Annotated in this window: 20 protein-coding genes; 4 read left to right on the top strand and 16 right to left on the bottom strand. The window is 67.6% G+C overall.

All coding sequences use genetic code 11. The features are described from left to right. The first annotated feature begins 44 nt into the window (after positions 1-44). Positions 45-653, top strand: a complete 609-nt coding sequence (locus GOAMR_RS13860) for a cob(I)yrinic acid a,c-diamide adenosyltransferase (RefSeq protein ID WP_005188791.1) — start codon at positions 45-47, stop codon at positions 651-653. 12 nt (positions 654-665) lie between these two features. On the opposite strand, the gene GOAMR_RS13855 is transcribed toward GOAMR_RS13860, so the two are convergent. The 15 genes from GOAMR_RS13855 to rpmE all read right to left on the bottom strand — a co-directional run bounded on the left by GOAMR_RS13855 (position 666) and on the right by rpmE (position 13,822). Beyond that, positions 666-1,106 carry a DUF2550 domain-containing protein gene (locus tag GOAMR_RS13855; protein ID WP_005188790.1) on the bottom strand — a complete coding sequence of 147 codons (441 nt, stop codon included), beginning with the start codon at positions 1,104-1,106 and terminating at the stop codon, positions 666-668. A gap of 221 nt (positions 1,107-1,327) precedes the next feature. Continuing rightward, on the bottom strand, positions 1,328-1,708 hold the full coding sequence (locus GOAMR_RS13850) for a F0F1 ATP synthase subunit epsilon (protein WP_005188788.1): 381 nt from the start codon (positions 1,706-1,708) through the stop codon (positions 1,328-1,330). A gap of 9 nt (positions 1,709-1,717) precedes the next feature. Then, positions 1,718-3,166: a F0F1 ATP synthase subunit beta gene (gene atpD, locus GOAMR_RS13845; protein ID WP_005188786.1), complete on the bottom strand. Its 1,449-nt coding sequence runs from the start codon at positions 3,164-3,166 to the stop codon at positions 1,718-1,720. Positions 3,167-3,227: 61 nt separating this feature from the next. Continuing rightward, on the bottom strand, positions 3,228-4,145 hold the full coding sequence (locus tag GOAMR_RS13840) for a F0F1 ATP synthase subunit gamma (RefSeq protein WP_005188784.1): 918 nt from the start codon (positions 4,143-4,145) through the stop codon (positions 3,228-3,230). A 43-nt stretch (positions 4,146-4,188) separates the two neighbouring features. Beyond that, positions 4,189-5,817, bottom strand: coding sequence for a F0F1 ATP synthase subunit alpha (gene atpA, locus GOAMR_RS13835; protein ID WP_005188782.1), 1,629 nt, complete (start codon positions 5,815-5,817; stop codon positions 4,189-4,191). 63 nt (positions 5,818-5,880) lie between these two features. Beyond that, positions 5,881-7,224 carry a F0F1 ATP synthase subunit B/delta gene (locus tag GOAMR_RS13830; RefSeq protein WP_005188779.1) on the bottom strand — a complete coding sequence of 448 codons (1,344 nt, stop codon included), beginning with the start codon at positions 7,222-7,224 and terminating at the stop codon, positions 5,881-5,883. A 2-nt stretch (positions 7,225-7,226) separates the two neighbouring features. Then, on the bottom strand, positions 7,227-7,727 hold the full coding sequence (locus GOAMR_RS13825) for a F0F1 ATP synthase subunit B (RefSeq protein ID WP_005188777.1): 501 nt from the start codon (positions 7,725-7,727) through the stop codon (positions 7,227-7,229). A gap of 30 nt (positions 7,728-7,757) precedes the next feature. Continuing rightward, the gene (locus GOAMR_RS13820; protein ID WP_005188774.1) at positions 7,758-8,009 is read right to left on the bottom strand and encodes a F0F1 ATP synthase subunit C; all 252 of its coding nucleotides are present in this window, start codon (positions 8,007-8,009) and stop codon (positions 7,758-7,760) included. 84 nt (positions 8,010-8,093) lie between these two features. Continuing rightward, on the bottom strand, positions 8,094-8,852 hold the full coding sequence (gene atpB, locus GOAMR_RS13815; protein ID WP_005188771.1) for a F0F1 ATP synthase subunit A: 759 nt from the start codon (positions 8,850-8,852) through the stop codon (positions 8,094-8,096). After that, on the bottom strand, positions 8,849-9,262 hold the full coding sequence (locus tag GOAMR_RS13810; RefSeq protein WP_005188768.1) for a hypothetical protein: 414 nt from the start codon (positions 9,260-9,262) through the stop codon (positions 8,849-8,851). The genes atpB and GOAMR_RS13810 overlap by 4 nt, the downstream gene beginning before the upstream one ends. A 302-nt stretch (positions 9,263-9,564) precedes the next feature. Then, complete coding sequence (locus GOAMR_RS13805; protein ID WP_040515308.1) at positions 9,565-10,755, bottom strand: glycosyltransferase family 4 protein; 1,191 nt, start codon at positions 10,753-10,755, stop codon at positions 9,565-9,567. Between the two features lie 42 nt (positions 10,756-10,797). Beyond that, positions 10,798-11,457 carry an L-threonylcarbamoyladenylate synthase gene (locus GOAMR_RS13800; RefSeq protein ID WP_005188766.1) on the bottom strand — a complete coding sequence of 220 codons (660 nt, stop codon included), beginning with the start codon at positions 11,455-11,457 and terminating at the stop codon, positions 10,798-10,800. A 58-nt stretch (positions 11,458-11,515) separates the two neighbouring features. Then, the gene (prmC, locus tag GOAMR_RS13795) at positions 11,516-12,427 is read right to left on the bottom strand and encodes a peptide chain release factor N(5)-glutamine methyltransferase (RefSeq protein WP_005188765.1); all 912 of its coding nucleotides are present in this window, start codon (positions 12,425-12,427) and stop codon (positions 11,516-11,518) included. After that, positions 12,424-13,500, bottom strand: coding sequence for a peptide chain release factor 1 (gene prfA, locus GOAMR_RS13790; protein WP_005188764.1), 1,077 nt, complete (start codon positions 13,498-13,500; stop codon positions 12,424-12,426). The genes prmC and prfA overlap by 4 nt, the downstream gene beginning before the upstream one ends. 94 nt (positions 13,501-13,594) lie before the next feature. Further along, positions 13,595-13,822 carry a 50S ribosomal protein L31 gene (rpmE, locus tag GOAMR_RS13785; RefSeq protein ID WP_005188763.1) on the bottom strand — a complete coding sequence of 76 codons (228 nt, stop codon included), beginning with the start codon at positions 13,820-13,822 and terminating at the stop codon, positions 13,595-13,597. A 323-nt stretch (positions 13,823-14,145) separates the two neighbouring features. On the opposite strand from rpmE, the gene GOAMR_RS13780 reads away from it, so the two are divergent. Genes GOAMR_RS13780 through GOAMR_RS13770 form a run of 3 tightly spaced genes read left to right on the top strand, consistent with a single transcriptional unit; the run spans position 14,146 to position 22,514 of the window. Further along, positions 14,146-19,473: a glutamate synthase-related protein gene (locus tag GOAMR_RS13780; RefSeq protein WP_005188762.1), complete on the top strand. Its 5,328-nt coding sequence runs from the start codon at positions 14,146-14,148 to the stop codon at positions 19,471-19,473. Position 19,474: 1 nt separating this feature from the next. Next, a complete protein-coding gene (locus GOAMR_RS13775) occupies positions 19,475-21,415 on the top strand; it encodes a sulfite reductase subunit alpha (RefSeq protein WP_005188761.1) in 1,941 nt (646 codons plus the stop codon). 37 nt (positions 21,416-21,452) lie between these two features. Continuing rightward, positions 21,453-22,514, top strand: coding sequence for a ChuX/HutX family heme-like substrate-binding protein (locus GOAMR_RS13770; RefSeq protein WP_005188759.1), 1,062 nt, complete (start codon positions 21,453-21,455; stop codon positions 22,512-22,514). Between the two features lie 90 nt (positions 22,515-22,604). On the opposite strand, the gene rho is transcribed toward GOAMR_RS13770, so the two are convergent. Further along, a complete protein-coding gene (rho, locus tag GOAMR_RS13765) occupies positions 22,605-24,512 on the bottom strand; it encodes a transcription termination factor Rho (protein ID WP_005188757.1) in 1,908 nt (635 codons plus the stop codon). Positions 24,513-24,836: the final 324 nt, after the last annotated feature.

Below are 24,836 nucleotides of genomic sequence, written 5' to 3'. Positions count from 1 at the left end.
CGTCAGCACCGGACCGGACCGAACGCCAGGATAGATTGGCAGTCATGGCCGTACATCTGACCCGCATCTACACCCGCACCGGCGACGACGGGACCACCGGTCTCAGCGACTTCTCGCGGGTCGCCAAGACCGATCCCCGGGTGGTGGCCTACGCGGACTGCGACGAGGCCAACGCGACGCTCGGCGTGGCGCTCGCTCTGGCCGGCGACATCCCCGCCGACATCGTCACCGTGCTGCGGACCGTCCAGAACGACCTCTTCGACGCCGGCGCCGACCTGGCCACCCCGGTGGTCGAAGCCCCCGAGTACCCGCCGCTGCGCATCGAACAGTCCTACATCGACGCCCTGGAACAGTGGTGCGATTCCTATGGCGAACCCCTGCCCAACCTGGATTCGTTCATCCTGCCGGGCGGCTCACCGCTGGCGGCGCTGCTGCATCAGGCCAGGACAGTCGTGCGCAGGGCCGAACGCTCCGCGTGGGCGGCCGTCGACGCGGACCCCGAGGCCACCAGTGTGCTGCCGGCCAAGTACCTCAACCGGCTCTCGGATCTGCTGTTCATCCTCGCCCGCGTGGCGGCTGTTCCCCCACACGGCAACGGTGATGTGAAATGGGTTCCCGGTGGTGACAGGGAACGGCCCCGGCCGGGCGCGTAATGCGGCCGCGACTCAGGCGCGCCGGCGCTCCGAACGAGCCGATTGCCTCGCTTCGATCCACGACTGGAACGCGGTGACCGCCCCCTGACTCATGGCCAGTTCGAAGGCGCCCCCGTGGCCGTCGGCGCCGGGTTCGAGTTCGAGCACGACAAGCCCTTCGAGGATGTCGGCCTCCGTGCCGATCGGGCGCCTGCGGCCACAGATCTCGGTGGTCTGCCGCAGCAGCGTCAAAGTGGCGCCCAGGCGCAGGGTGCTCAAACGATAGAACGAGACACTGTTCTCGTTGTACTGCAGCACTCCGTGGCGCCAGCCCTCGTCGGCGGCCGCCGGAATCGGGCGTAGCAGGCACGGGGTTCCGACGCTGCGCAGTTTGGTGATCCGGTACGCAAGGACCATCGCCATTCCGGCTGCGAGGAGCAGCATCACGATCAGCACGACGATGGCGAAATCCACCGGGACGGCACCTCCAGGTGTGCGGCCGGGATCGGGTACCGATGATGGGCTGTCATCGGCGCTGACCGGCCTTGCTTGCTGTACAGAATGCCACCCCGGACCTGGTGTGACAAAACGAGGGGCGTGCTTTCCCGGTCCCGGCGGATCACGTCACCGGAAATAAGAAATCGGCCACCCGAGAGGGATATCTCGGATGGCCGATCGCTTCGTTACTGCCGTGTCTACTTGTGCAGGCTCTCCGCGGCCGTCAGCAGGGCGTGCGCGTGGTTGAACTCCGCGCTGCCCGGCTCCGCCGACTCGAGCGCCGACCGCTGAGCGGCCACGTCGACGTCGTCGGCCCACTCCGCGGTATCGGCGAGAATGGTCACCCGCTCACCGGTCACCGAGAGGAACCCACCCTCGACGGCAGCGGCCTTGCGGTCGCCGTTCTCCTCGACGATGACGACGAAACCGCCAGGCACAAGCTCACCGAGAAGAGGCTCGTGTCCCGCCAGGACACCGAGCTCACCCACCGTGGTCTGGGCGATCACGAAGGTCGCCTGACCCGAGTACAGCTCCTGGTCCGGGGAGACGACCTCCACGTGGAAGGACTTGTCTGCCATGGTGATGTGCTACTTTCCGGCGATCTTGGCAGCGGCGGCTTCCACGTCGTCGAGGCCACCACAGCTGTTGAACGCCTGCTCCGGCAGGTGATCGAACTCGCCCTTGCAGACACGATCGAACGCCTCGATGGTGTCGGCGAGCGGCACGACCGAACCGACCTGGCCGGTGAACTTCTCGGCGACCAGGAAGTTCTGGCCGAGGAACTTCTGCAGACGACGGGCACGCTGCACCGTCACCTTGTCCTCTTCGGACAGTTCGTCCATACCGAGGATGGCGATGATGTCCTGCAGCTCCTTGTACTTCTGCAGGATGCGCTTGACCTCGTTGGCGACGCGGAAGTGCTCGTCACCGACGATCGAGGCCTCCAGGATTCGCGAGGTCGAGGTCAGCGGATCCACGGCGGGGTAGATACCCAGCTGCGAGATCGGGCGCGAGAGCTCGGTGGTCGCGTCGAGGTGGGCGAACGTGGTGGCCGGCGCCGGGTCGGTGTAGTCGTCGGCGGGCACGTAGATGGCCTGCAGCGAGGTGATCGACCGGCCCTTGGTCGAGGTGATGCGCTCCTGGAGCTCACCCATCTCGTCGGCCAGCGTCGGCTGGTAACCCACCGCGGAAGGCATACGGCCGAGGAGGGTCGAGACCTCCGAGCCCGCCTGCGTGAAGCGGAAGATGTTGTCGATGAACAGCAGCACGTCCTGGTGCTTCACATCGCGGAAGTACTCCGCCATGGTCAGCGCCGACAGGGCGACGCGCATACGGGTGCCCGGCGGCTCGTCCATCTGGCCGAAGACGAGGGCGGTATCACCGAGAACGCCCATCTCCTCCATTTCGAGGTGGAGGTCGGTGCCCTCACGGGTACGCTCACCGACGCCCGCGAACACCGAGGTGCCCGAGAACTCGCGAGCGATACGGGTGATCATCTCCTGGATCAGAACGGTCTTGCCGACGCCGGCACCACCGAACAGACCGATCTTGCCGCCCTTCACGTACGGGGTCAGCAGGTCGATGACCTTGATGCCGGTCTCCAGGATCTCGGTCTTACCCTCGAGCTCGGAGAAGGCCGGGGGCTTGCGGTGGATGCCCCACTGCTCGCCGTCGCGACCCAGGCCCGGGCTGTCGAGGCAGTCGCCGAGCGCGTTGAACACGTGACCCTTGACCACGTCACCGACGGGCACCCGGATCGGGAAGCCGGTGTCGGAGACCGCAGCGCCACGGACCAGGCCATCGGTGGGCTGCATCGAGATGGTACGCACCAGGTTGTCGCCGAGGTGCTGGGCTACCTCAAGGGTCAGCGTCTTGGCGACGGCCGCCAGCGTGACCTCTGCGTTGAGAGCGTTGAACAGTTCAGGGATCGAGCCCCGGGGGAACTCGACGTCGACCACGGGGCCGATGATGCGGACGACGCGGCCCTGGGTCGAGCCCGCCTTCCCTTCCGTTGGTGTCGAAACAGCTGCGGTCATTGTGGTTGGGTCACTTCCTCTTGGGTAAACGTTTCGGTTGGGCGCGCTCGCGCCGGCGCACTCAGGTCAGTGCGGCGGTGCCGCCGACGATCTCGCTGAGTTCCTGGGTGATCTGGGCCTGACGCAGCTGGTTGGCCTCACGGGACAACGACTTCGACAGTTCCTCCGCGTTGTCGGTTGCCGCCTTCATGGCGGTGCGGCGCGCCGCCGACTCCGATGCGGACGAGTCGAGCAACGCCGCGTGGATCCGCGTCGCCACGTACTTGGGCAGCAGCGAATCGAGCAGAGCGTCTGCGCCGGGCTCGAAGCTGTAGTTGCGATCCGGCGTCGACGGATCGGACTCCTCGGCCTCGGCGACCACGAGCGGAGCGACCCGGCGGACCTCAGGCGTCTGCGTCAGCATCGTGACGAACCGGGTGTAGACCATGTGGATCTCGTCGACACCCTCCAGCGAACCGCCTTCCGGAAGCTCGACGGTCTCACCCGAACCGGCCATGAACAGGTCGACGAGCAGATCGGCCGCCTCGGCGGCATCGCTGAACGTCGGCTTCTGCGAGAAGCCGCTCCACGACCCGGCGAGTGACTGGCCGCGGAACGTGAAGTAACCGATACCTTTTTGCCCGGTGACGAACAGCACGGGCTCCTTGCCCTCCTCCTGGAGGAGGGCGATGAGCTCACGCGCCGAACGCAGCGCGTTGGAGTTGTAGCCGCCGCACATACCGCGGTCGCTGGTGACCACCAGCACTGCGGCACGCTTGGGGGCTTCCCGTTCCACCAGCAGCGGGTGATCGAGCGAACCGGCACTGCCGGCCAGCTCCGCGAGCACCGCGGTCATCTCGGCCGAGTACGGCTTGGCCGCCGCCACCCGGGCCTGTGCCTTGGTGATCTGCGAGGTCGCGATCAGCTCCTGCGCCTTGGTGATCTTCTTGGTCGACTGCACCGACCGGATGCGTGAGCGCAGCTCACGGATGCTGGCCATGAACCCTCACCCCTTTCTGACGAAAGAATCGGTTGTCCACGGACTACTTCTTCACCTTGATGGCTTCGCGCTCCACGTCCTCGGCGTCCATCGCACCGACGGCGGTGTCGTTGACAACACGCTTGCCGTCGTGGGTCAGGTAGCCCTTCTTGAACGCGTCGACCTCGGAGACGAGGGCCTCGGCCTGATCGGCGCTGAGCACCTGGCCACCCTCGATGGAGGCGTAGACGCCCTTGGCGTTGTGGTGCAGGTGCGAGAGCAGCTGCGACTCGAAGTTGCGCACGTCGTTGACCGGCACCGAGTCGTAGTGGCCCTCACCGCAGAGGTAGATCGACACGATCTGGTCCTCCACCGAGAACGGGCTGTACTGGTCCTGCTTGAGCATCTCGACCCAGCGGGCACCGCGCTCGAGCTGAGCCTTGGAGGCGTCGTCGAGGTCGGAGGCGAAGGCGGAGAACGCCTCGAGCTCACGGAACTGGGCCAGTTCCAGACGCAGCGAACCGGAGACCTTCTTCAGGCCCTTGGTCTGAGCGGCACCACCGACGCGCGACACCGAGGTACCGACGTTGATGGCGGGGCGGACGCCCTTGTTGAACAGGTCCGATTCGAGGAAGACCTGACCGTCGGTGATCGAGATGACGTTGGTCGGGATGAACGCCGACACGTCGTTGGCCTTGGTCTCGATGATCGGCAGAGCGGTCATCGAGCCGCCGCCCATGTCGTCGGACAGCTTGGCGGCACGTTCCAGCAGACGCGAGTGCAGGTAGAAGACGTCACCGGGGTATGCCTCGCGGCCCGGCGGGCGGCGCAGCAGCAGCGAGATCGCGCGGTAGGCCTCGGCCTGCTTGGTGAGGTCGTCGAACACGATCAGGACGTGCTTGCCCTCGTACATCCAGTGCTGGCCGATGGCAGAACCGGTGTACGGTGCGAGCCACTTGAAGCCGGCCGAGTCGGAGGCGGGAGCGGCGACGATGGTGGTGTACTCCATCGCGCCGGCCTCTTCGAGGGCGGTCTTGACGCCGGCGATGGTCGAACCCTTCTGGCCGATCGCGACGTAGATGCAGCGGACCTGCTTGTTCGGGTCGCCGCTGTCCCAGTTCGCCTTCTGGTTGAGGATCGCGTCGATGCAGACCGCGGTCTTGCCGGTCTTGCGGTCGCCGATGACCAGCTGACGCTGGCCCCGTCCGATGGCGGTCATGGCGTCGATGGCCTTGATGCCGGTGGCCAGCGACTCCTCGACGGGCTGGCGCTGCAGCACGGTGGCGGCCTGGAGTTCGAGGACGCGCTCGCCCTCGGACTCGATGTCGCCGAGGCCGTCGATCGGGGCGCCGAGCGGGTCGATGACGCGGCCGAGGAACTTGTCACCGACCGGAACCGACAGAACCTCACCGGTGCGGCTGACCTGCTGGCCCTCTTCGAGCGACTGGAAGTCACCGAGGATGACGGCGCCGATCTCGTCCTCGTCGAGGTTGAGGGCGACGCCGAGGATGCCGCCCTCGAACTTGAGCAGTTCGTTGGCCATCGCACCGGGCAGGCCACTGACCTGGGCGATACCGTCAGCGGTGTGGGTGATGATGCCCACTTCGTCGCGGGACGCCTCTGCCTCGAACGACGAGACGTACTGCTCGATCGCTCCCTTGATCTCCTCTGGTGAGATCGTCAACTCCGCCATGGGTGTTCTCGTCTTTCCTTGAATCGGTTCAGGTCTGTGCTGGTGATGTGGTGAGCTCGCGCGTCAGCGCGGCAGGGTCTGGGCCGCTTTGGCCAGCCGTGTGGCGATGTCGGCCTCGATGACCTCGTCGCCGACGGCGATACGCAGGCCGCCGAGGATCTCCGGGTCGACCTCCGTCTGCACCGAGATGGAGCGGCCGTAGATGTTGCCCAGAACGCCGGCGAGGCGCTGAATCTGCGCGTCGGTCAGCGGCGCTGCCGACACGACGTGGGCGACCGACTCACCGCGACGCGCGGCGGCCAGTTCGGCGAGATGTCCGACGGCCAGCTCCACGGGCTGACCGTGCAGCAACCGCACCGTGTGGGAGAGCAGGGTCTGCGTATGTGCGCCGACCTTGCCACCGATCAGCTTGTCCAGCAGCCCGATCCGGTTATCGGCGCCGTGGGTGTGATCCGACAGCAGCGAAGCGAGCTGCGGATTGCCGTCGAGGAGTCGCGAGACCCGGAAGAGTTCGTCCTCGACGCTTTCGATGGAGCCGTCGCGCTCGGCCGCGGCGAGCACGACGAGCGAGTTCTGGCGCCGCAGCGCGGTGCCGAAGTCGGCGGTGGTCGACCAGCGCTGCCGGGCGGCGGCGGCGACGATGTCGACTGCCACCGGCGATGCCTTGCCCGCGAACAGCGAGTTGACCAGGGCGGTCTTGCCCTGCGGGAACTCGTCATCCTCGGTGAGCTTCTTGCGCAGAACCGGGTTCTTGTCGAGAAGCGCGATGATCTGGGTGAGATCCTCGGAGGCCGCGATGAGATCTGCGGAGTCCTTGCCCGCGGCGTCGGCCTCGAAGGTCTCGGCCACGGCCTGTGCGCCGTCGCGGCTGGTGGCCCGCAGCGAGTGCAGACCGATCAGCTCGGCACGCGTGTGCGAGGCCGGCGTGGCCGCAGACATCGCCTCGAGCTCACTGATGACGCGATCGACGCTCTGCTCCTTGGCGGCCGGGTCGGCGAGGTGCCCGCGGACCAGTTCGCCCGCCTGGCCGACAGCACTCAGGCCAAGGTCGGTGCGCAGCTTGCGCACCATGGTGGACCGGACGAGTTCGCCCTGGTTGGCGCTGCCCTCCGAGATCCGGCGGACCTCACGGTCGGCGTGGCCCCGCAGGTCGGTGACGATGTCCTCGGCGTCGGAGACGGCGTTCTTCCGCAGCTTCTCACCCTCGACCTTGGCGTTCTCGACCGCCTTGTCGTGGGCGATTGCCGCTTCCTTGGCCTTGGCCTCGGCCGCCTCGCTGTCGACGATCTGCTGGCCGATGGTGTCCTGCGTGTTCTTCACCATCTTGCCGAGGAGCGGCACGACGAACTTCCAGATAAGGAAAGCGACGACGGCGAAGCCGACGAGCTGTCCGATGAAGATTCCCACTGTTAGCTCACCGTCTCCTGAATTGCCTTGCCAGTCCGGACGTCGACGCCGAGCACGCGCCCGGCGAGTGTCTCGGACAGACGCTCGACGTCCTGCTGCGCGGTGGCCGCGGCCGCGTCGGCCTCGGTGCGCAGAGACGCCGTGGTTTTGGCGAGAGCGGCGTCGGCCTTCTCGGTCGCGCGCCGCTTCGCCTCTGCCAGTTCGTCGTTACCTTGTGCCCGTGCCTCGTCCCGGATACCGGTTGCCACACCACGAGCGTCTTTGAGCGCGGCCTCGTACTCGGTGGTGGCAGCCTCGTAGCTCGCCGCAGCTGCCTTGTTGTCCTCGGCAGTCTTCGCAACCCGGGCATCGCGTTCGTCGAGGACCTGGACGATCGGCGGTACCACGTAGAACTTGATGACCAGAAACACGACTACGAAGATCAACAGGCACACGAAAAACGTGCCGTTGGGGATCAGGAAGTTGCTGGTTCCCTCACCCTCGGATCCTGAGGCGAGATACATGGTGATTGATTCTTTCTATTGAACCTGATGTCACTCGGCGGAGATCGGGGTGGCGAAGACGAACAGCGCCATGAACGCGAGGTTGATGAAGTACGCAGCCTCGACCAGACCGACGGTGATGAAGAACGGGGTGAACAGACGACCCTGAGCCTCGGGCTGACGAGCGATACCCGCGATCAGCTGAGCACCGGCCAGACCGTCACCGATACCGGCACCGATCGCACCGCCGGCCATGATGAGACCGCCGCCGATCAGGGCGCCCATACCAATTGTTGGATCCATTCTGAACTTTCCTTTCGGGTGGAAACTGGCGATATCACTCGCCAGGTCTATAGGCCTGCCCGGCGGCGCCGGTCAGGGGTTTCGTCAGTGATGGTCTTCGGTCTCCATCGCCTGACTGAAGTAGAGAACAGTCAGCAGCGAGAAGATGAACGCCTGGATGAGGCCGACGAAGAGGTCGAACGACTTCCACAGCGCGTTGGGGGCCCACAGGATGTAGGCGGGGAACATGGCGATGACCGCGAGCATCGTGCCGCCGGCGAACATGTTGCCGAAAAGACGGAGGGAGAGCGAGACGGGCTTGGCGATCTCTTCGATGATGTTGATCGGGGCCAGGCCGATCGCGTGTCCCTTGATCAGCTTCACCGGGTGGCCGATGATGCCGCGGCGCTTGACACCGGCGGCGTGGTACCAGACGAACACGAACAGGGCCATCGCGTAGACGAAGTTGACGTCGCCGGACGGCGTCATCAGCACTTCCTTGGCGACGTTCTCGCCGTCGACCTTCTCGCCGTACTGCCACGGGATGACGCCGATCCAGTTGGCGATGAGGATGTAGGTGAACAGCGTGACCGCCAGCGGCAGGACGAAGCCGGCGATCTTCATGCCGATGCCCTGCTCGATCTGCTGACGCATCTGCACCGTGATCGTCTCGAAGTAGATCTGCACGGTGTTCGGTTTGCCCGAGGTCATCTTGGCCTTGACGAAGAAGGCCAGGCCGATCACGATCACCGCGGCGAGCGCCGAGGCGATGATGGTGTCGACGTTGAAGGTCATCCCGAGCCACTCGGCCTCGCGGTGGTGACCAACTTCGATGGAAGCCGCCAAAGTGGAGGTTTCGCTCATAGCTGCTTACGCAGTCCTTTCATCACCGGGATCACCGAGTTGAGTACCAGGATCACCTGTCCAACCGCGAGTCCGAACATAACGCCCAGCCCATCGGGCCGGACCAGGAAGGCCGCCGCCAGCGCCAGCACCGTGATGGCGCCGAGCCGGGCCGCGGAATTGAGGGCCAAAGACTTCTTGTGCGGGTTGGCCTCTGCCGCGATCGCGCCGACGACGTTGCGCACGGCGACCGCGTTGATGAAGATGCCCACCACGCCCACAAGAAAGAACACCCCGACCAAGGGGTGTCCGAGCCAGATCGTCACGCCGATCACGATCGCCGTGACGACGACCGCGATGATTCCCGGGCGGCGCAGGCCCGTGGGTGCCTGCGGATAGACGGGGGCTGATTCGGGTGCAGATGTCGTCATGCGCCTCTCCTCAACTCCTTTGAGCCCGTTCCGGGTGGACTCAGCCCATCCAAAGCGGGCACAGGGTACCGCGCGGGGTTCCGGACAGCCGGTGTGAAGCCGGGTGACCCGCGGGTGCTCTGTGACCTTATCAACACAGGGAAACCGACGTCACCGGGGGGTATGTATCCGATTCCCGGCGAGTCGTCGTGAGCAGAACTGCTCTACTACGGTAGATAGTACACGCTGCTTTACTCTTACCTTACCCTGGCCCCCGGCGGGAGCCCCGATGACGTCAGACGCGCGACCTCAGACCTGCGACCTCACACCCGGTGTCGGGCGCCCGTACGCCATTCCGCGTAGCGGCGCTGCAGTCCGGGCGCCATCGTCGCAGTGACGGCCAGGATGAGCCCCGCCGCGAACCCCGGGGCGACATATCTGACCGGGAAGATGGTGCTGGCGGCGACCGAAAATGCCAGCACACCCACCCAGAGGTAGATGATCAGGGCGACCCTGCGCTGCGAGTGCCCGAGTTCGAGCAGCCGGTGGTGCAGGTGCATCTTGTCGGGCGTGTAAAAGCCGACGCCCGCGCGGGTACGGCGGACGACCGCCATCAGCATGTCCAGCATCGGGATGAACACCACCGCCGCCACCAGGATCAACGGGCTGAGCAGGGTGAACACGTCGGCCGGGCCGTAGGAGTAGATCGCGATGCGCCCCGACGCGCTGGTCGCGGCGGCTGCCAGCAGCAGCCCGATGAGCATCGCGCCCGAGTCACCCATGAAGATCCGCGCGGGTGAGAAGTTGTGCGGCAGGAAACCCAGACACGCGCCGGCCAGCGCCGCCGCGATCAGGGCCGGCGGGTAGTAGCTGACGTCGCCGCCCTGGTCGCGGAGCAGGCCCAGGGAGAACAGGCAGATCGCCAGCGCCGAGATCGCCCCCAGACCCGCGGCCAGGCCGTCGAGGCCGTCGACGAAGTTGACCGCGTTGATCGTGGCGACCGTGATGAACACGGTCAGCAGCCCGGCCTGGAACGGATCGAGGACGATGGTGTCGATATCGCCGAACGGCACCGGCACCAGGTACCAGCTCACCCCCATCACCACCAGCACCCCCGCCGCGGTGACCTGGCCGAGGAACTTGGTGAGAGCGTCCAGGCCCCACCGGTCGTCGATGACCCCGACCAGGACGATGACCGTGCCGGCGGCCAGCACCGCGCTCATGTCGTTGGTGTAGGCGAAACCGCGGGTCAGGGCGGGCAGATTGGCGGCCAGCATGATGGCGGCCAGGACACCGGCGAACATCCCGACACCGCCGAGCCGGGGCGTCGGGATGACGTGGACGTCACGGGTCCGGGGCACCGCGACGGCGCCGGCCCTGATCGCCCCGGTTCGGACCAGCGAGGTGACAAGATAGGTGACGGCGGCCGCGGTCAGACCGATCAGCAGCAGCTCCCTGAACGGGACGCCCGCTCCCCCGCCCGAGTCGGCGGCGAGCAGGAGATCCGGCTGCATCAGGTCAGGGTGCATCGCGACAACTCGTGCGGCGCCGGCCGCTCACCGCTCTCCGGTCAGCACTGCCGGATCGATGTCGAGCACCGCGGCGATGTCGGCGGTGGACACCGCGCCCTCGCGCAGGATCCGGGGCGTCATACCGGTCAGGTCGATGATGGTCGACGGCTGCGCCAGCGCCGCCGGGCCCCCGTCGAGATAGACCGACACCTCGTCGCCGAGTTGCGCGCGCGCCTCCGCGACGGTGGTCGCCGGCGGCTGTCCCGACGCGTTGGCGCTCGAGACCGCCATCGGACCCACCTCGCGCAGCAACTCGATCGCCACCGGATGCAGGGGCATTCGCACCATCACGGTGCCGTCGGCGTCGCCGAGATCCCACGACAACGACGGCGCCTGCTCGACGACGATGCTCAGGCCGCCAGGCCAGAACGACTCGACGAGAGCCCGCATGTCGGCCGACACCGACAGGACGAGCCCGTCGATGGTGTGCCAGGAGCCGACGAGCACCGGCACCGGCATATCGCGGCCACGTCCCTTTGCGGCCAGCAGAGACGCCACTGCCTCGGAGTCGAATGCGTCGCAGCCGATCCCGTAGAGCGTGTCGGTGGGCAGCACCACGAGCCGCCCCGCCTTCGCGGCACCGACCGCCGCACGGATACCGGCTCCCCGGGAGTCGGCTTCGTTGCAGTCATACACGGTGCTCACTGACGATCCTCACTCACTTCCGGGTGTGGCCCACCGCCGGAGGTGGGCGCCGAAAAACTCACTCTGCCATCCTTGCACGAGGTTCGCCCGCTCCCGCGTCGGCGCGGCGCATCGTCACGAAGCGCGGCCTGCCGGTCAGGTCGTCGTGCCCGGTGACCTCGGTGAACAGACCTGACATCTGGGCTGCGGCGAGCACCGCCGGCGCCGTGGTCTCGTCGTGTTCGATCCCGGCCACGCCCCCGGGCCGGAGCAGCGCCCCGATCAGGGGAAGCATCGGTGTGATCACCGACATACCGTCGTCGCCGCCGAACACCGCCGCGTGCGGATCCCACCCGACCTCCACGGACGTGTCGGTACCTTCGGGGACGTACGGCGGGTTACTCACGACCAGATCCGCCGGACCCTCCCACCCCGCCTCCGTCAGCGCGTCGAGAGCGCCATGACGATCGGTCACGTCGGCGCGCACGGCCACACAGCGGTCGGCGACCGCGCAGTGGATGATATTGCGGCGCAACCACTCCCCCGCCTCAGGCGACTTCTCGACAGCGAAGACACGGGCCGTCGGCACAAGTGCGGCGATGCCGATGGCGAGCGCGCCGCTGCCGCTGCACAGATCGACGACGACGGGCGCGCACACCCCCGGCAGTTCGGACACCGCCCATTCGAGCAGCCATTCGGTCTCCGGCCGGGGCACGAAGACGCCCGGGCCGACGGACAACTCCAGCGGGCCGAACGCCGCCGAACCGGTCAGATGTTGCAGCGGGATCCGCTGTGCGCGCCGGTCCACCAGGTCCCGGTACCGGGCCGCGGCGTCGACGGTCAGGTCGTCGGCGACGAGGAGTCTGCCGCGGTCGATGCCGAGCACGTGGCACAGCAGCCATTCCGCGTCGGCCCGCGGCGCCTCGATTCCGGCATCGGCGAGTCGCCTTGTCGCGCCTGCGATCTCGTCGGTGACGCGAAAAGCCGTCATTCGGCGGCGAGCCGGGCCTGCCGGTCGGCGGCGACGAGCGCGTCGAGCAGCGCGTCCATGTCGCCGGCCAGCACCGTGTCGAGGTTGTTGGCCTTGTAGCCGATGCGATGGTCGGTGATGCGGTTCTCGGGGAAGTTGTAGGTGCGGATCCGCTCGGAACGGTCGACGGTGCGGATCTGCGCGGCGCGTCCCTGCGCCGCCGCCGCCTCGGCCTCCTCCTCGGCCGCGGCCTGCAGGCGCGCGGCGAGCACCTGCATGGCGCGGGCCTTGTTCTGCAGCTGCGAGCGCTCGTTCTGGCAGGTGACGACGATTCCGGTGGGCAGGTGGGTGATGCGCACGGCCGAGTCGGTGGTGTTGACGCCCTGACCGCCCTTGCCCGAGGACCGGTAGACGTCGATGCGCAGGTCCGACTCGTCGATCGCGACCTCCTCGACCTCGTCGGGCTCGGGGTAGATGAGCACACCGGCGGCGGAGGTGTGGATCCGGCCCTGCGACTCGGTCACCGGCACCCGCTGCACCCGGTGCACGCCGCCCTCGAACTTCAGCCACGACCACACGCCGTCGCGCACCGATTCGCGCGCCTTGATCGAGATCGTGGCCTCTTTGTAGCCGCCGAGATCCGATTCGGTGACGCCGAGGACCTGCGCCTTCCAGCCGCGCTTCTCGCAGTACTTGAGGTACATGCGCGCCAGGTCGGAGGCGAACAGCGCCGACTCCTCCCCTCCCGCACCGGATTTGATCTCCATGACCACGTCGTCGGCGTCGTGCGGGTCGCGCGGGGCGAGCAGATCGGTCAGCGTCGCGTCGAGTTCGGCGACCGTCGTTTCCAGGCCCGGGATCTCCTCGGCGAAGGCGGCGTCGTCGGCCGCGAGCTCGCGGGCGGCTTCCAGATCGTCGCGGGCGGCCTGCAGTTTGCGGTAGGTGGCCATCACGGGCGCCAGCTCGGCGAACCGTTTGCCGACGCGGCGCGCGGCGGCCGGGTCGTTGTGCAGCGCGGGGTCGGCCAGCTGGCGCTCCAGACCCTCGTGCTCGGCGACGACATCATCGATCGCGGACGGGCTGGTGCTGCTCACATTCGCCTCACTGGAAATCGGTGGATCACTCGGTTTGAACAAAGCAGAACGGCGCCCGGCCCGGGAAACTCCCAGGCGGGCGCCGTCGCTGAAGCTAGCTGGAGGCTGCGCTCTTGTTCCGCTTGCCGTAGCGCTTCTCGAAGCGCGCGACGCGACCGCCGGTGTCGAGGATCTTCTGCTTGCCCGTGTAGAACGGGTGGCACTGCGAGCAGACTTCGACGGTGATCCGGCCGCTCGAGGCGGTGCTCCGGGTCTCGAACGTGTTGCCGCAGCCACACACGACGGTGGTGGCGACGTAATCCGGGTGAATACCCTTCTTCATTTCCTGGTGTCCCTTCGATGGTGGTCGCCGGGTCACCGCCGATGTTCGACGGTGTGAACCGGTACCGGACTCAACCTTGCCACTATGCCACGACAGGCCATCCCGAATGAAATCGGTGACAACCGGGTCCGCCGGGCACAGTCGGCACAGCACCGGTAACGCAACCCCGGGGCGTCACTATTCCCCGGCCCGACTACCAGTCACTCCAGCACTAATAAGGTATGGCTTAGTTAAATTAGGATTGGCTTAGCTATAGTGATCGGACGCCACTTCAACGTCGCAGGGGCGTATCAAGCATCCAGCCGGCTCGATACAGGAGACGTATGAAGCGCGAACCGCGCACGCAGGCCCTGCTGTGGGACCCCAGCGACGACAAGAGTAGTTGCGGCGTCGGGTTCATCACCCGCAAGGACGGCGTGCAAAGCCACGAGGTCATCGTCAAGGCATCCGAGGCGCTGTGCTCGGTCCCCCACCGCGGCGGCATGTCGGCCGAGGGCGTGGGCGACGGCGGCGGCGTGTCGATGGACCTGTCACAGGCGTTCTTCCGCAAGATCACCGGGGTCGAGGACCTGTCCCTCGGCCGGTTCTGCGTCGGCAACTTCTTCCTCCCCGCCGGGGAGGAAACTCGCGCCGAGCACCTGATCGAGTCCACGATGGCCGAGCGCGGGTTCTCCGTACTCGCCGTTCGCGATGTGCCGGTGAACAACTCGGTGCTGCGGCCGGCGGCCGTCGCCCATCAGCTGCCCATCCGGCAGTGGGTGTTCGGGGCGCCCGAGCCCACGCCGAGTCCGGCCCGGCTCGACCTGCTGGTACAGCAGGCGCTGCTGCACATCGAGGCGGTCGGCTACACGGAGCCCGCGCTGGCCGGCCTGTATCCGCTGTCGCTGTCGGCGCGCACCCAGGTGCTCAAAGGCCGGCTCTCCTCTCCCGAGGTGGTCGGCTACTTCGCCGACCTGACCGACCCCGATCACGCGGTGCACACGCTGTTCTTCCACACCCGGTTCTCCACCAACACCGATCCGCATCCGACGATGGCCCAGCCATTCCGGTTCCTCGCCCACAACGGCGAGCTCAACACCGACAAGAAGAACCGCATCGCGCAGGTGACGGCCGCGGCGGCCCAGCGCCGCACCATCGTGCGCCCGCCCGGGCAGTCCGACAGTTCGCGGCTCGACCAGACCGTGGCCACCCGGGTCACCGAGGACGGACTCGACCTGGTCACCGCCATCGTGTCGATGATGCCGCCGGCCTGGGAGAACGACGCCTCGCTCTCGCTGCGGGTGCGCGCGATGTTCGAGTACTTCTCACTGTACGAGGAGAAGAACGACGGCCCGGCCGCCGTCGTCTTCGGCAACGGATCGATCATCGGGGCCCGGCTCGACCGGCTCGGCCTGCGCCCCCTGCGGACGCTGGAGACCAACAAATACCTGTGCGCGTTCTCCGAGGCCGGCCAGATCGACGTGCATCCGGACTCGGTGATCTCCCGCGGCCGGGTGTCCGCCGGCGGGATGATCTTCTACGACCACCGCGAACATCGCACCTACACCACCGAGGACGCCTACGAGAAGCTCGCCGCCGCGGCCGACTATCCGGCGCTGCTGGCCGCGGCCAAGGTCGACCTCGACGATCTGCAGGCGTTCGGGCCGATCGGGTTCGAGTCCGATCAGCAGGTCGTGGCCCGTCCCGGTGCGGGCACCGGGGACGCCCCGGCGCTCACCGACCATCAGCACTATCGCGCGTACTACCTGGACCAGGAGAGCTTCCGCTACTTCATGGATCCGATGCTCGACAAGGGTGCCGAACTGGTGTCCGCGATGGGATTCGGCAACGCGATCAACGCGCTGAGCAACATCGAACCCAGCATCACCCGGTTCTTCTCGCAGCGATTCGCGCAGGTCACCAACCCGCCGCTGGACAGCATCCGGGAGGCGGACGGCATGACGCTGCGGGTGGCGCTCGGTATCCGGCCCGAGGTGTCCGGTCGCGACCACCGCCACGACTCGCTCATCCGCACGCGACAGATCATCCTGCGCTCACCCGTCGTGACGGCCACCCACCTCGCGGTACTGGGTGCGCAGACCGAAACACCGGTGAGCACGTTCCCCGCGCTCTACCCGGTCGGTCCCGGCAGCGCGAACGTCGGCGGGGGGCGCATCGTCACCGCCATCGACCATCTCGGTGAGGAGATCGTGGCCTTCGCCAAGCGTCGCGGCGGTATCGCGATCATCACCGACCGCGGTATCGACGCGGACCACGCCGCGCTGCCGATGACCTTCGTCGTCTCGGCCATCAACCAGCGGCTCATCGAGGAGGGTCTGCGCCTGCGGATCTCCCTGGTCGTCGACAGCGGTCAGGTCGAGTCGTCGCATCACCTGGCCACCCTGCTCGGATTCGGCGCCTCTGCCGTGCACCCGCATTCGGTGGCCCGACGCGCGGCGACACGCCCCGACCCCGAGGGTGCGTTCAAGAACTGGGCCAAGGCAGCCGAGAAGTCCCTGATGAAGACGATGGGCAGGGTCGGCCTGTGCACCGTCGAGAGCTACATCGGCGGCGAATTCTTCGAACCGAACTTCCTCGACACCGCCGACGCGGACCTGCGCCGCTGGTTCCCCGGCTCGCCGTCACCGGTCGGCGGTGTGGGCCTCAACGCCGTCGCGGAGGTTCTGCTCGACGCGCATCGCCGGGCCACCGACCCGGCCGAGGTGCCTGCCTCGGACAAGGATCTGCCGCTGCTGGGTCTGTTCAAGGAGCGAGCAGGCGGAGCGGGGCACTCATTCGGCACCAGAGCGGTGAAACGCTACGAGGGCCTCACCTCCGAGAAGCTGAGCTACGCGGCGGCGGAGAAGGTCTCGGCGGCGGCAGCGGCCAAAGACGCCTCGGGGTCGCTGCCCCTGCTCACCCTGACCGCGCTCGATTCCGCGTTCGGCCTCGACGCCTCGGTGTACGACGGCAGCGGCTTCGACCGGCTCTCCGACGAGACCATCGACGGTTTCGCGATCACCCCGGCCTACCGGGAGTTCGCCGCGGATATCGCGCAGGCCCGCCAGGAACGGCCCAGCGCGCTGCGTGACATCCTGTCCGCCCGCCCTGCCGGCCCCGCGATCGCCTTGTCCGAGGTGTCCCCCGCACACGAGATCACCGCCACGTTCGCCTCGGGGGCGATGAGCCACGGCGCGCTGGTGGCACCAGCGCACGAGGCCGTCGCGCACGGCACCAACATGGTGGGCGGCCTGTCGAACAGCGGTGAGGGCGGCGAACACCTGTCCCGGTACGGCACCATCCGTGCCTCGCGGATCAAACAGTTCGCCTCGGGCCGGTTCGGGATCTGGTCGGGATATCTGGCCGACCCGATGCTCGAGGAGCTCGAGATCAAGATCGGCCAGGGCGCCAAGCCCGGCGAGGGCGGGCAGTTACCCGCGGCGAAGGTGACCGTGGAGATCGCCGCGGCCCGCGGCGGCACACCCGGCGTCGAACTTGTCTCGCCGCCGCCGCATCACGACACCTATTCGATCGAGGATCTCGCGCAGCTGATCCACGACTGCAAGGCCGCACGGGTGCGGGTCATCGTCAAACTGGTCTCGTCCGAGGGCATCGGCACTATCGCCGTCGGCGTAGCCAAGGCGGGCGCCGACGTGATCAACGTGGCCGGCAACACCGGCGGCACCGGCGCGGCGTCGGTGACGAGCCTGCGCTACGCGGGCCGGGCCGCCGAGATCGGGCTCGCCGAGGTGCATCAGGCGCTGTGCGCCAACGGATTGCGAGACAAGGTCGTCCTACGCACCTCTGGTGCCCATCAGACCGGTCACGACGTGGTGACCTCCGCGCTGCTCGGCGCCGACAGTTTCGAGTTCGGGACCGCGGCGCTGATGATGGTGGGCTGCGTCATCGCCAAGGCCTGCAATGTCCAATGCCCGGCCGGCCTGACCACCAACCCCGAGGTGTTCGAGGGCGACCCGCGGGCGATGGCGCAGTACCTGCTCAACGTGGCGCATGAGGTGCGGGAGATCCTGGCCTCGCTCGGCCTGCCGGATCTGCGGGCCGTACGTGGCCGTGCCGATCTGCTGTCGGTGCTCGACCATCCGGCACTGGTCGGCACCCTGCGCTCCGACGCGCTGCTGGCGGTCGTCGATCACCCGCACATCGACGATCCGGTGTACCTCGAACGCGACTACGCCGTCGACGACCGGCTCCTCGAGCAGGTGCGGGACACCCTCCTCGAGGGCGGGGCGACGGCGGTGACCACCCAGCCTGTGCACCTGGGCAATCGCAACAAGAGCGTCGGCGCGCAGTTGGCCATCGACCTCGAACGGGTCCTCAACTATGAGATCGACGACGCGGCCGCCGCGACGCTGCGCCCGGTGTACACCGACGATCGCGGACGCCGGTACCTCGACGCCGACGCCGTCACGGTGCCCACCACCGGATCGGCTGGGCTCTCGTACGCGGCGTTCTGCACCGACGGCATGCGGATGGTCCACACGGGCACCTGCAACGACGGCGTCGGCAAGTCGATGTCGGGCGGCACGGTGATCGTGCGCTCCCCCGGCGGCGGCTCGCCCGCGGCCGGCGGCAACGTCCTGGTCGGCAATTTCGCGTTGTTCGGCGCCACCGGCGGCCGGTTGTTCGTCGAGGGTGAGGCGGGCGACCGGTTCGCGGTGCGCAACTCCGGTGCCACGGCCGTCGTCGAGGGTCTCGGCGAGTACGGCTGCGAGTACATGACCAATGGCGCGGTGTTCAACCTCGGCGGGTACGGCAAGGGCCTGGCCAACGGGATGAGCGGCGGGTTCCTCTATCAATACGACCCGGCGTGTGCTCTGGAATCGCGGATCAGTTCCGATTCGGTGATCGTGGGCGCCATCACCGGTGTGGGCGATCGGTACGCCCCGTTTCACCAGCACGCCGCCCGCACCCTGCTGCACATGCACGCGGAGGCGACCGGATCGGCGCTGGCCACCCGGCTGATCCAGAATTGGGAGACCGAACGCCACTACGTCAGCTACGCCATGCCCAGGGCGCTGCTGCAGCACCAGGACAGCACGACCATCATGGCCACGCTGTCGCAGCGTGAGTTGCTCGACGAACTGTCCACCGCGATCGCCGGCGACCAGGTCCGCAAGCTGAAGATCTCGATCCGGCACAAGGCGCCCGTCGCCGACGGACTGACCCCCGAGTTCGGGCACACCGACGACGAACAGATGTTCCGGGTTCTCGGTGCGTTCATCGTGTTCGAACTCGCCCGCGAGGTGGCCACCCGCCGACTACGCAAGACCGACGCCGGCGAGGCCGCGATCGCCAAGGCCGCACGCAATCTGGTGCTGACCGAGGACTTCGAACTCACCGGCCGGGTCAAGAAGTACGCCCGCGACATCCTCACCGGCTATACCGACGAGCAGCTCGCCGCCCTGATCGGCAACAAACGGGTCACCGATTACAAGAACGCCTTGTGGCTGCGCAACGTCCGGTCGATCGACGCGCCGGCGACCTACGGCTGGGTGCTGCACCAGGACGCGGTGAACCGCGAGAAGCTTGGCGGACTGCCCGGATTCGATGAGCTGTTCGCCTCAAGAGCAGTACCGGATGTCACGGCTACCATTGCGGCCGGTATATATCACAGTGACGCAAATCGCACTGCCAAATCAAAGGTCGGATGACATGCAACTGCCCCACATTCCCTCGGACGTACCCTTCACGGGCGAACAAAAGGCCTGGCTGGCAGGGTTTCTCGCCGGATTGAACACCCGGATCGGGCTGCCTTCGGAGCCCGCACCGGCGGCTGTCGCGGCCGCTGCCACCGCCGCCGTCGCCGCCCCTGCTGTTGGTGGCGGCGCCGCCCCGCAGCCGGAGGCCGCCGCCGGGCCCGCGGCGGCCGACGCGGGTCCGCGCCCGCTGCTGATCGTCTACGGCACGCAGACCGGCAACGCCGAGTACGTCGCCGAGCAGGTCGAGACGGCCGCCGCCGAGCATGGCTTCGCCGCCGAGACCAAGGACATGGGCGACATGGACCTGGACACCCTGGCCGCGGCGAAACACCTGGTCATCGTGTGCTCCACCTACGGCGAGGGTGAGATGCCCGACGATGCCGAGGACTTCTGGCAGGAGGTCGCAGGCCCCGACGCACCCCGCCTCGACGGTGCGTTCTTCGGTGTCGTTGCACTGGGCGACTCCATTTACGACGGCTTCTGCCAGGCGGGCAAGAACTTCGACGCCCGCCTCGCCGAACTGGGCGCCACCCGCGTCATCGACCGCGTCGACTGCGACGTGGACTATCAGGGACCCGCCGACGAATGGATCGTCGACGCGCTCCCCGCACTCGCCGCCGCCGGGGCAGAACCCGCGGTTGCCACAGCTGCGGTTGTCGCGGAACAGGTCGCCGCTGAGCCGGTCGCGGAAGAACCCGCCCCCGCAATAGCCGACACACCCGTCGCGGAACCGCCGGCACCCGAGGCGGCCCCGGCCAAGTCCACGAGCAAGTCCGACTGGGGCCGCAAGAACCCGTATCCGGCCACCATCGTCACCAACTCGGTGCTGTCGGGGGCTACCTCCGCCAAGGAGGTGCGCCACATCGAGATCTCCCTCGGTGACAGCGGCATCGCGTACGAGCCGGGCGACGGCATCAGCATCGCCGCCGTCAACGACCCGTCGGTGGTGGACCTGATCCTCAAGCGCATCGGCGCCACCGGCGACGAGGTGATCAAGGACCGCAAGACCGAACACTCACTGCGGGACGCGCTCACCTACCACTATGAGATCGGGGTGCCCACCAAGTACCTCGTCGACTACATCGCCAAACGCACTCACGACCCGGAGATCGGCCATCTCGTCGACACCGGCGATCACGAGGCCCTCGACGCCTGGCTGTACGGCCGCGACGTGCTCGACGTCCTCAACGTCGACCCGGATCTGACGATCACCCCCGAGGAGCTGATCGCCGAGCTGAAGCCGCTCGCGGCCCGCGTCTACTCGATCTCCTCGAGCCCCCGGGTCCACGAGGGTTCGGTGCACATCACGATGGCCGCCGTCCGCTACCGCACGGGGGACCGTGACCGTGGCGGCGTCTGCTCCACCTACCTCGCCGACCGTCGTCCCGTGGGTGAGCAGGTGGGCGTATACATCACCCCCAACAAGTCGTTCCGGCTGCCCGCCGACGACGCCAAGGTCATCATGATCGGCCCCGGCACCGGGGTCGCACCGTTCCGCGCGTTCCTGCACGAACGGGTCCACCGTGGCGCGACCGGCGACAACTGGCTGTTCTTCGGCGATCAGCACCGCGCCTCCGACTTCATCTACGCCGACGAGTTCGGGCAGTTCGTCACCGACGGCGTGCTCACCCACCTCGACCTGGCGTTCTCCCGGGATCAGGAGCACAAGGTGTACGTCCAGAACCGGATGCTCGAGAAGGGCGCCGAGTTCTTCTCCTGGCTCGAGTCCGGCGCGCACATCTACGTGTGCGGCGACGCCACCCGGATGGCACACGACGTCGACGAGGCGCTGCACGAGATCGTCGCGCAGCACGGCGGGCTCTCGGCCAACGGCGCCGAGGCTTACATCAGCAAGCTCAAATCCGACAAGCGCTACCTGCGCGACGTGTACTAGCGGCTCGCCCGGCGCGAGCGGGAAGGAACCGGCAACGATGCCAGATTCCCCGGACAGGACCCCCGATGATTCAGGTGCCGACGCCGACCATACGGTCGGCGGTGCCACCGGGCACGGATGCGCGAACGCATCGGGCTGTTACTGTCCGGGCCGGGCGCGGCAGGCCACGAGTGATCTGGATGCGCTGCTGGCCACGCCCGGTTTCGCCGGATCCGTGCTCGACACCCCGGTCTGCGAGCTGGCCGCGAACCTGTCGCTGCTCGATCGCGTGGTCGGCGTGACCGTGGCCGGCCCGGTCATCATGAACGACGTCGGTGTGCACAGCACGCCGGGTGAGATGGGTGGGCCGCTGCGGTCCGACGACGCGCACATCTCGCTCCGCATCAACCCCGCACGCCTCGGTAAAGCGCTGGTCACCGAGCCCGCGGCACACGTTCCGCCGACGCTGCGGATCTTCGACGCCGACGGGAACACCGCGCACGCGACGTATCTGACCGAGCATTCGGACCGGCTCGCGTTCGAGGCGCTCTCGCTCGTCGCGCCGCAGGCCGGCACCGACGCCGCCCCCTCCGATGCCGGACCGCCTGAGGTCCGGGCCACCGGCTCGGCGCCGTCCTCGGCACCCGACGACGACCAGATCGCGCTGTTCGACGCGCTGCTCGATGACGGTGGTGCCGGGCGACTCACGCGCCTGGCCGGGCCGGACGCCGCCGTGTCCTCCCCCTCCCTGGGTTCGGCGGTCCGCGTCGACGTCGAGCGGGTGATCCCGGCGCTCGAACACGCCGCCCTGCTGGGCATGCCGGTGACCCTGTGCGCGGTCGCCGCGGGCTGTCTGCAGATGCGCCACGCCGCCCTGGACGGATGCCGGGAACACAACGGCACCATGGTGATCGCGTCGGGCACCGCCCGCGTGATGATCAATTTCAACCTGGTCGAGCACTGCTGGATCACCTGGACGCAGGGCGCGTGCGGGCGCACCGGGGCCATCGAACTGTACGACCGGCACGGCCGCTGCAGCCTTGTGGCCACCCAGACCGGACCGGTCGCCACCATCGCCTCAGAGGCATGGGACCAGCTCATCAGCGACCTCGCCGCCTGAGCACCTGCCACCCGTACGACACACCCCCGACCGAATGGCCGGGGGTGTTGTCGTCGTTCAGACCGTCGTGCTCGCCCAGTCGTGTGTCGCTCAGTCGTCCTTCATGGCGCCGGGGGCGTTCGTCTGGACCTGCATCAGGAACTCGATGTTGGTCTTGGTCTTCTTGAGCTGCGAGATCAGCAGGTCGATAGCCTGCTGCGAGTCGAGACCACTGAGCACGCGGCGCAGCTTGTGCACGATCGAGAACTCCTCGGGCGAGAGCAGCAGCTCATCCTTGCGGGTGCTCGACAGGTTCACGTCGACCGCGGGGAACACCCGGCGTTCGGAGATCTTACGGTCGAGCTTGAGCTCGGCGTTGCCAGTGCCCTTGAACTCCTCGAAGATGACCGTGTCACCGGTCGATCCGGTCTCCACCAGCGCCGACGCGATGATCGTGAGCGAACCGCCGTTCTCGATGTTGCGGGCCGCACCGAGGAACCGCTTGGGCGGGTACAGGGCCGTCGAGTCGACACCACCGGACAGGATGCGTCCGGACGCCGGCGAGGCGTTGTTGTAGGCGCGGCCGAGACGGGTGATCGAGTCAAGCAGCACGACGACGTCCTTGCCCTGCTCCACGAGGCGCTTGGCCCGCTCGATGGCCAGTTCGGCCACCGAGGTGTGGTCTGACGGCGGCCGGTCGAAGGTGGAGGCGATGACCTCACCCTTCACCGAACGCTGCATGTCTGTGACCTCTTCGGGACGCTCGTCCACCAGCACCACCATCAGGTGGCATTCGGGGTTGTTGGTGGTGATCGCGTTGGCGATGTCCTGCAGGATCGTGGTCTTACCAGCCTTGGGCGGCGACACGATCAGCGCACGCTGACCCTTGCCGATGGGCATGATCAGGTCGATGACGCGGGTGTCGAGACGCTCGGGCGTGGTTTCCAGGCGCAGCCGCTGATTCGGGTACAGCGGGGTGAGCTTGTTGAACTCGGGGCGCTTGCGGGCGGCTTCGGGATCGCCGCCGTTGACGGTGTCCAGTCGGGCCAGCGGATTGAACTTCTGCCGCTGGTTGGGCTGTTCGCCGTCCTTGAGTACCTTCACCGCGCCGGTCACCGCGTCGCCGCGGCGCAATCCGTAGCGGCGCACCAGATTCATCGACACGTAGACGTCGTTCTGCCCGGCCAGATAGCCGGAGGTGCGTACGAAGGCGTAGTTGTCGAGGACATCGAGAATGCCCGCGACGGGCTGCAGGACGTCGTCCTCGGAGATCTGCGGCTCACCCGCGGTGGATGAGTCGCGGTCGCGTCCGCGGCGGCGCTCACGGAACCGGCGGCCACGCCGGCCGCGGCCACCGCCGTCCTCGTCGTCGTCGCGCGGGCCGTTCTGGCCACCGCCCTGCTGGTTCTTGCCCTGCTGGTTCTCCCCGCGCTGGTTCTCCCCGCGCTGGTTCTCCCCGCGCTGGTTCTCGCCGCGCTGGTTGGTGTTCTGGCCCTGTTGATTGCGGTTCCGGTTGCGGCCGCGGCCCTCGCCCTGGGGGCTGTCCTGCTGGTCGCCGCCCTCGGCCCGGGGCGACTCGCCCCTACCGGACTCGTTCTTGCCGGACTCGTTCTTGCCTGATTCCTTCTGGGCCGGTTCGGCACTGCGTGCCTGCGCGGCACCGCTGTCGGCGGGCTGTGCGGCAGGCTCCATCTCGGGCGCGCTCGGCGCGTCCTGCGGCTCCGCCGGGGCCTTGGCGGCGCGGGTCGCCCGGGTGGTCCGGGGCGCCTTGGTCTTCACGGCCTTGGCCGCGTCCGCGCTCTTGGGCTCGTCGGGGGTCAGGGTGAGCTGGTCGGTGCCGCTTGGACGTTCGCCGCCCTGGCGTTCCTTGATCGCGGCGATGAGATCGCCTTTACGCATGCCCGAGGTGCCTTTGATGCCCAGCTCACCGGCCAGAGCACGCAATTCGGTGAGGACCATACCGGAAAGTCCGGCACGTGCCCTGCTCTTCGGTGCGGTGATCACGTCCGTATCGGTCACGGATGTCCTTTCGTTCCCCTGATCTCGATTCGTGAGATCGGGGTCTAGGCTGCCCCCTCGCTCAGCGGGAGGTGTACGTCCGGGTGGACGTCGGCAGGGAAGCTATTTTGGGGCATGCGCCACGAGAATCCCGCTTCTTCATGCTCCGCAGCGGGTGACACTCGGCTCGTGCCCGGGCGGCTGTTCACATCGGCCGCACCCCGGTGAGGTGTCCGGGAAGAGATGTGCCGGATTGCGGAAGAGAAGCGTGGCAGAAAACTCTGCGCGGCCGAAGCCCATAATACGCTGGCCGTTTCCGGATACTACGGGCAACACGCGCGAAAA

Origin of the sequence: Gordonia amarae NBRC 15530, assembly GCF_000241345.1 — a bacterium.
In the GTDB taxonomy this organism is placed as follows: Bacteria; Actinomycetota; Actinomycetes; order Mycobacteriales; family Mycobacteriaceae; genus Gordonia; species Gordonia amarae.
The sequence above is the reverse complement of the archived record's forward strand: the minus strand, read 5'-3'. Positions and strand labels throughout refer to the sequence as shown.